Genomic DNA, 6,722 nt, shown 5'->3' on the forward strand with positions numbered 1-6,722 from the left:
AGCGTGATTATAAAATGTCAGGAATCCAATTGCACCCGCATGATATTGTAGACGAAGGTATACCGCAGATTATGTCTTATATTCGTAAGCTGAAGGATGTCCGTTACATCTTCCCTGAAGTTAATACCATTTTCGAACGAAATCCGAACCCTGTTGGCCGTTTACCGCGAAACGCCGTGCACGAAGTTGTATTCGGTACGGGAACGATGCACGCCATCCTACCTTCTTATGAGGGCTCTGGACTTGATCAGCGAAGAGAACTCACCCTCAGCCCGGATCAGGACCCTTTGATGATGATTAAAGAATCACTGCAGGACGAAGAGTACGAGATTATTCCGTGGCTGAATATTTTAAATGGCCATTTTGAAGGCCGTTTGCTCGCCAACAACCTAGTTACAGATATGGATGGACAAGTCATACCTCACTGGCTCTGTCCCAATGCCCCTGATGTCATCGGCTTCTGGGAAACAGCATTGCTCGACTTGCGCAAGCGTTACGGATACACCACTTACATGATTGATCGCATCCGGTATCCGGATTGGGGCGGCGAAGAAGTGAACCCGAAAGGATTGTTGACTTGCTTCTGTCCGCACTGCGAGAAAAAAATGCTGAAACAGCACATTGATGTAAGCGCCCTCAAGGATACGCTGAGACAATGGACCTCCCTAATTGCAGAGAAAAAATTCGAGGAGACCGTAACGTTTGCCCAAAACCATGAGCTTATACAAGAATGGATCACGTTTCGTCAACGAAGCGTAACCGGTTTCGTGGAACGTCTCATCGATCGCGTAAGGAAAGTAAACGAAGACTTTACCTTGTGGCTGGATCTCTGGCCTCCTGCTTACAGCTGGATGCTCGGTCAGGATTATGCAAGCATCACGAAGTTTGCGCCCGCCTTGAAACATTTTCCGTATCATAAGTTGGGCGGCGGTGCGGACGTACAAGGACTGATTCATTATTTAGCGGATACTGCAGAGGAACAGGAACGTGCATTCCGAGCTTTTAAAAGATTCTTTGAGCTTCCGTACGACCTGTCCTATGAGACGTTTAAGCGAGAAGGGTTCCCTATTCAATTTGTCGCTGATCAGAACAACAAGGTGCGAAATCTATCCGCCCCCGATACGCGTATCTATAGCGGAATTCAGATGTGGAACATCTCTCCTCAGAATCTGATCGAGGCCGTGAAGGCCGGTGAGCGTAGTGCCGCAGATGAACTGCTGTACTACTGTTACGGCTGGGCTGCGGATGATCTGTTTGAAGCCATACAAACCTATCGAGAGAAAGGAATGAACTAGCATGCAAAAAATACAGCGCCCCATTATTTACTTTCTCATCTTTGCTACCATGTTTGTACTCGGCGGAATTCAGAACACCAAGGGTCTCATTCTGGAGAAGGTCCAGACCGATATCAATCTGGATCTCAGCCAAGTCGGCGTTATGGTATCCGTCTTTCAAGTAGGATTTTTGCTGGCAAGCCTTGTGGCCGGTATATTCGCAGACCGTAAAGGCATCAAGATTGTCATGACCTTCGGTACGGTTCTGATGATTCTCGGTTTAATCGGAACCGGCTCCTCCTATGCCGTGGCCTTCTTTCTCGGATTCTATCTGATTGTCGGTGTTGGTATCGGCTCCATGACCGTCTCTGTTGCGACGCTGATCCCCACCTTCTTCAAGGAACGATCCGGCGTGGTGTTCAACCTAGCCAACGCGTTATTCGGAGTTGGAATGATTGTTACTCCGCTCGTACTGAATGCGATTTTCTCTCACAACATCAGTTGGCGGATGTTCTATATCGGAGTAGCCGTTGTGATTGCCCTCATTCTGGCTGGACTTATGATGTTTAAACCGGAACGGAAGGTCGTCTCCGAAGGACAAGATAAAGTCAGCTTGATGTCGGTTGCAAGATTGTTTAAGGATCGCCAAATCTTATACGTCATTCTGTTCATTTTGTTCTATGTTGCAGCAGAAGCCGGATTCCTGAATTTCTTCCCTATCTTCTATACGTCGCTGGACATAGCCGGGATGGACGCGGCGCAGAAAGCCTCAACGGCAGCGTATATCATTGCCAGCTTTGCTTTCTTATTTACCATTGGACGTTTCGTGGGCGGGTTCATCATCTACAAGCTTGGCGAAAGACGCACCTTGATCGGATTCTCCGTATTCGCTTTTCTAGCCTTGATTCTCGGGCGGGTCCTGGTTGTGAACGCCAGCTATCTGATGATGCTGTTCGGACTTGCCCTCTCCGTATTGTTCCCGACGGCTCAGGGCATTGCTTCGAAACTCACGAAGCAGGCCGGGTCACTGCAAGGCCTCATCTACGTTGCCTCTGGTTTGGGAGGTGCCGTTGTTGGACTCTTGATCGGAGAAGTATCCGATTCCTTTGGCATTCAGCATGGATTTAATATGATCTTTCTTTTTACAGCAATTATTACAGTGTTGGCCCTGCTTATTCGCACCCCTGGACGGACAAAAGCCTAATCATTTCTGCATAATCATTATGCTCCCCAAGATCGCCCGCAGCATCGGGCGATCTTTTTATTTTTGGACTGCCACGATGCTCACAAGAGATTTTTCATCTTCTGTGCAACATTAGCACGTCCCGTCCGTCTATGGATATATAGCAGCAAGTACATTTTACCAATTCATGATAAGACTTAGCTGAATCCTAGCGTTCTAGGATAATCTACATTTGGAGGATACTACCATGAAAAAAATCTACAAAGTACTAACAACCGCTACAGTTCTAGCGATGGCGGCACTGCCGATAGCAGCGAATGCACAGGACGTCCCTCCTGCTTCAGCCCATACGGGACAAGGTAACATCATGAACCAGGTGAAGAAGAGCGTGCCTGGAACGATGGGCTACATAACGGACTTCGTAAATGACAAAACAGGCATTTGGATTACCGTAACCGGCCGGGGGTTGGCAGCAACCGATCAACAAGAAATCAGGCTCTCCGTATCCAAAGATACTAAAATCATCGATGCCCAAGGGAACCAGGTCCAGCTGCAAACGATCGTGGATAAAAACAAAGCGATAAAAGCTTTCTATAGCCCAAACATAACAAAGAGCTTACCCGCTCAAGGTTCGGCGCTTACGATTATTGTTCAGGATCACGACTTTGCCGTTATAGATGGAACTATCTCCGAGGTTAACAAGCAAGGTATCCTTGTGGAGGGAACCAATCTGTACAACAACAGCCAAGAGACCATTCTGCTTCATCTGGATCCAAAAGCAAAAATCATCAATCAAAATGGCAACACAATGAAAGCAAGCGACCTGAAAACCGGCATGAGCATTCGTTCCTTCTATGGACCTGCCGTTGCGTTAAGTATGCCGCCTCAATCAACAACGAATTATATTCGGGTCAACGCGGATGCCGAGAATAACGATCAGGAGCAAGTAGCCGGCATTGACGGAATCCTTACAGAAATGAAGGATGGAAGAATTAGCGTTTCCGGTAAACCAGTTAAAGCAGGTGACCTCGAATACATCGTGCTCGCTGTTGATGGCGACACAAAGATTGTAGATGCCGAGGGCAAACCATTAACAGCTGAAGCTTTGAAATCGGGTCTGCGAATCGAAGCTGAATACGTATCCGTGATTTACCCTGCCCTGCCGCATGCAGATAAGATCGTGGTCTCCGATACCTCAGCGCCCAAAGTCGAAGGCACGATAACTGCATCCGAACGCACTTCTAAGGATCAACTGTATATCAATGTAGGTTCAGATCAATCCACGGATAACGATATCATCATCAACATCTCCAAGGATACTCAAGTGATTGGACTGAATCCCGACGAGAAGCTGGAACCCGGCATGAAAATCGTGGTCTTCCACTCCCCGATCATGACCATGTCCATACCCGCATTCACTTCCGCCGAAGTGATTATGGTTCAAGCCGACAACTAAGCTGATGTTCTGGCTGCTTACCGTAGCTAAAATAAATCGCCAAAAAACAAAAAAACATCGTACTCAGGAATTCCTGAATACGATGTTTTTTTAATGTAGTAAGATATCAATCGTTACTTAACTATTCCTCAAATTCTACGTTGTGATATACCTGCTGAACATCCTCGAGGTCTTCCAGAGCATCGATCAGCTTCTCGAACTGTACCTGTCCTTCTTCCGGTAAGGTGACAAAATTCTGAGCCAGCATGGTAAGCTCGGCAACGGTAAATTCCGTAATACCAGCGGCTTTGAATGCTTCCTGAACCGCATGGAACTGGTCGGGTTCGGCATAGACGATCACTATATAACACTCACTTTTTGTATGAGATTTTATACGTTTATCATATCAAATTATAAGTGTTTTTACCATCTCAAAATATATGTATATCCTCCTTTATTCAAACCCTGTCATGTTCTGCTGAATATAGTGCAAACAATTTCGTTGCTACCTATATTCACTTCTTTTGTTAGATTGACTACAATCAATCATTAACACAAACTAATCTAATCATGTAACATGGTCTCTGTATTTCTCATGCTGATATTCAAACTATAGTAAAATAATTTCTCCTTATTCAATATTCCCTTACCTAAAACTAATTTGTCAGCGATAACCGTTTCAGTGTTGTCAGGAACAGCCTAAAACGGAAGCAGCCTATTGCAGGGCCGAATGTGTAACCTTCGCTGCAAGTATAAGCCCAAACTGCCACTATAACTTATTAAAATGATCGCAACAACCACTTCTTCTGATTGTAACTTAATATATAGTAGAACGTAGTGATTGTTTGATGTAAATGATACTTTCAACAAGCTAAATAAGATTTTTAATCAAGATATTAATTTTCAAAAGTTGCCGCAACCATCAGATCATAATAACCTTCTTTGTCTAATAACTCGTTCACTTCAATATATAGTTGCTTTAAGTGGTGATCGGACATGTCAAGAATCGGCTCATACATAAAAGAATTAAGGTGAATATTCTCAGGGGTCATTATATTAACCCTGCCCAATATTTGAATAATCTCCTGTTGTTCAGGAAAATCTTTTCTAAACTTGCCAAATAACTTCCCCGTTTGATTACTCCCTCTTGTTACAAACTCATTATGATTTATTTTGGAAATCATGTATATCTCGGCTTTCAACCTTATAGCAATAGATAAAGCTATCTTATTTTCTAAATTCATTCCAACTTCTATGTCTTCTTCAACATACCTATCTGTATGCTCAAATATCATCTCTATGATCTTCTGATTGGGATTGTCAAACACAAGTGTTTCTAAGTCTCTAAAAACACTTTTGTAAATATCTTGTAAGTCATTAAGTGTGAGAGCGAAAGTTTCAGGCTTAATATGTAAAATAGAAGTTAGCTTATTTTGGGATACATCGTCACCAATATAGTCCGCTACATTACGAGCAAAGGTAATTGAAGCAATTAGTTTCGCTTGATTTGTTTTCAATTCTGCCTTCCAGTTTTTAAAAGGATCTTTTATGTAGTTATGTTGAATTTTTTCCAGATGTATGTATTCTTTTTCTTTGATTGCCATATAAGCGTTATCCCACTTATTTTGGCACACTCTTTCTTGCACAGTTCGAAAAAAGTCAAAGTTATGTGTTAATATAATTGAACTAAACAAGCTATGCTCTGAAATTTCTTTTAAATATTCAATAATCGCGTACTTGTTTTTGTAATCAAAAGAATCCGCAACGTCATCAATAATAAAAAGAGTTTTAATGCCTTGTTTGTTTCTAGATTGTATTTCAAAAATTATGTTTAACAGATATAACGCCCTTGATTCCCCTTGACTTAATACTTTCAACAATAGGTCTTCTTTTACTTCCTCAGCGTTATCTTCCCTATCTTTAAATAAATAGCTTATACTGGGTAATTCATCTTTTAATATAATGTCCTCTTTATTAGTAATACTTAGTCTGTAAGGTACATAAAACCGTCTGTTGAAAATATCAATTACATTCTCCCAATCCGTCCTTTCTTTCTTAGCAATCTCAGTTATTTCTTTTATCATTTGCTGACCTTTAGTATATTCGGATAGAAGATTTTCATAAGATTCTTTATTATCTTTTAAATATGATATCCACAGCTTTTTACTGAGGGCATTCAAATCGCCTAACTCTGTTAAAATATCAGGATTTTCAATTAAGTATTCTCTAAATTCTCTTAATTGAGCATTAGTTATTTTTTTCTCTATTGCATTAAACATTGATTTTAATGTGCTATCATTCAAAATTCTTTCTTTTTCCTCTTCAATTTTCTTTGACAGAGTTTTTGCATCATTTATTTCTGTTTTTTCACCATTAATAATTAGATTAATTGTATGGTTTGCTTTAAAAAAACCATTGTCACTTAAATTCTTTTGAACTACCGAAGCATTATAATGATTAAATTCTCTTTTCAGAAACGCTGAGTTAGTTACTAAATTATCGTATTGCTCGATGTATTCTATTATTTGATTTTTAGTATCATCAGTTTCTAGAAATGCTATTACCTTTTCATCAAATATTTTTTTGTATATGACATGGCTATATGCAACAAAATTACTGTCATTTATTTGTTCTTTTAGAGATACCAATAAATTAAGGATATTCCTCTTATCTTCCGCAAATGATTGTGTTATTGCTTCATCTATCTTATCTTTCAACCCAGAAGGTTTTATTAACCCCTTCATTAATATAACCTTTTGAATTTCTATCTTTTCATATACTTCCTCATATCTTTTTCTTAATTCTTCGTTTACTAGGGCCTGTATGCAAA

4 protein-coding genes and 1 pseudogene are annotated in these 6,722 nt (G+C 41.0%); 3 read left to right on the plus strand and 2 right to left on the minus strand.

Annotated features, from left to right (window positions below; translation table 11 throughout):
* Nucleotides 1-14 precede the first annotated feature (14 nt).
* The 3 genes from J7E85_RS26780 (at nt 15) to J7E85_RS26790 (ending at nt 3,913) form a co-directional block, all read left to right on the plus strand.
* Nucleotides 15-1,295: a hypothetical protein gene (locus J7E85_RS26780; protein ID WP_215163015.1), complete on the plus strand. Its 1,281-nt coding sequence runs from the start codon at nt 15-17 to the stop codon at nt 1,293-1,295.
* Between the two features lies 1 nt (nt 1,296).
* Entirely contained in the window at nt 1,297-2,478 is a 1,182-nt protein-coding gene (locus J7E85_RS26785) for an MFS transporter (RefSeq protein ID WP_215163016.1), read from the plus strand.
* Between the two features lie 226 nt (nt 2,479-2,704).
* Complete coding sequence (locus tag J7E85_RS26790) at nt 2,705-3,913, plus strand: peptidase (RefSeq protein ID WP_215163017.1); 1,209 nt, start codon at nt 2,705-2,707, stop codon at nt 3,911-3,913.
* A gap of 121 nt (nt 3,914-4,034) precedes the next feature.
* Here the strand turns inward: J7E85_RS26790 and J7E85_RS26795 are convergent.
* Nucleotides 4,035-4,253, minus strand: a pseudogene (locus tag J7E85_RS26795) (YebC/PmpR family DNA-binding transcriptional regulator); the annotation flags it as partial.
* Between the two features lie 535 nt (nt 4,254-4,788).
* On the minus strand, nt 4,789-6,722 hold a 1,934-nt coding region (locus tag J7E85_RS26800; protein WP_215163018.1), incomplete at its 5' end, for a hypothetical protein.

This window comes from Paenibacillus sp. ISL-20 (assembly GCF_018613005.1).
Taxonomy (GTDB): Bacteria; Bacillota; Bacilli; order Paenibacillales; family Paenibacillaceae; genus Paenibacillus_AQ.

Excerpts from the sequence above, each read along its gene's own strand:
- J7E85_RS26780 (WP_215163015.1), top strand. The coding sequence starts at position 15 with ATGTCAGGAATCCAATTGCACCCGCATGATATTGTAGACGAAGGTATA.
- J7E85_RS26790 (WP_215163017.1), top strand. The coding sequence starts at position 2,705 with ATGAAAAAAATCTACAAAGTACTAACAACCGCTACAGTTCTAGCGATG.
- J7E85_RS26785 (WP_215163016.1), top strand. The coding sequence starts at position 1,297 with ATGCAAAAAATACAGCGCCCCATTATTTACTTTCTCATCTTTGCTACC.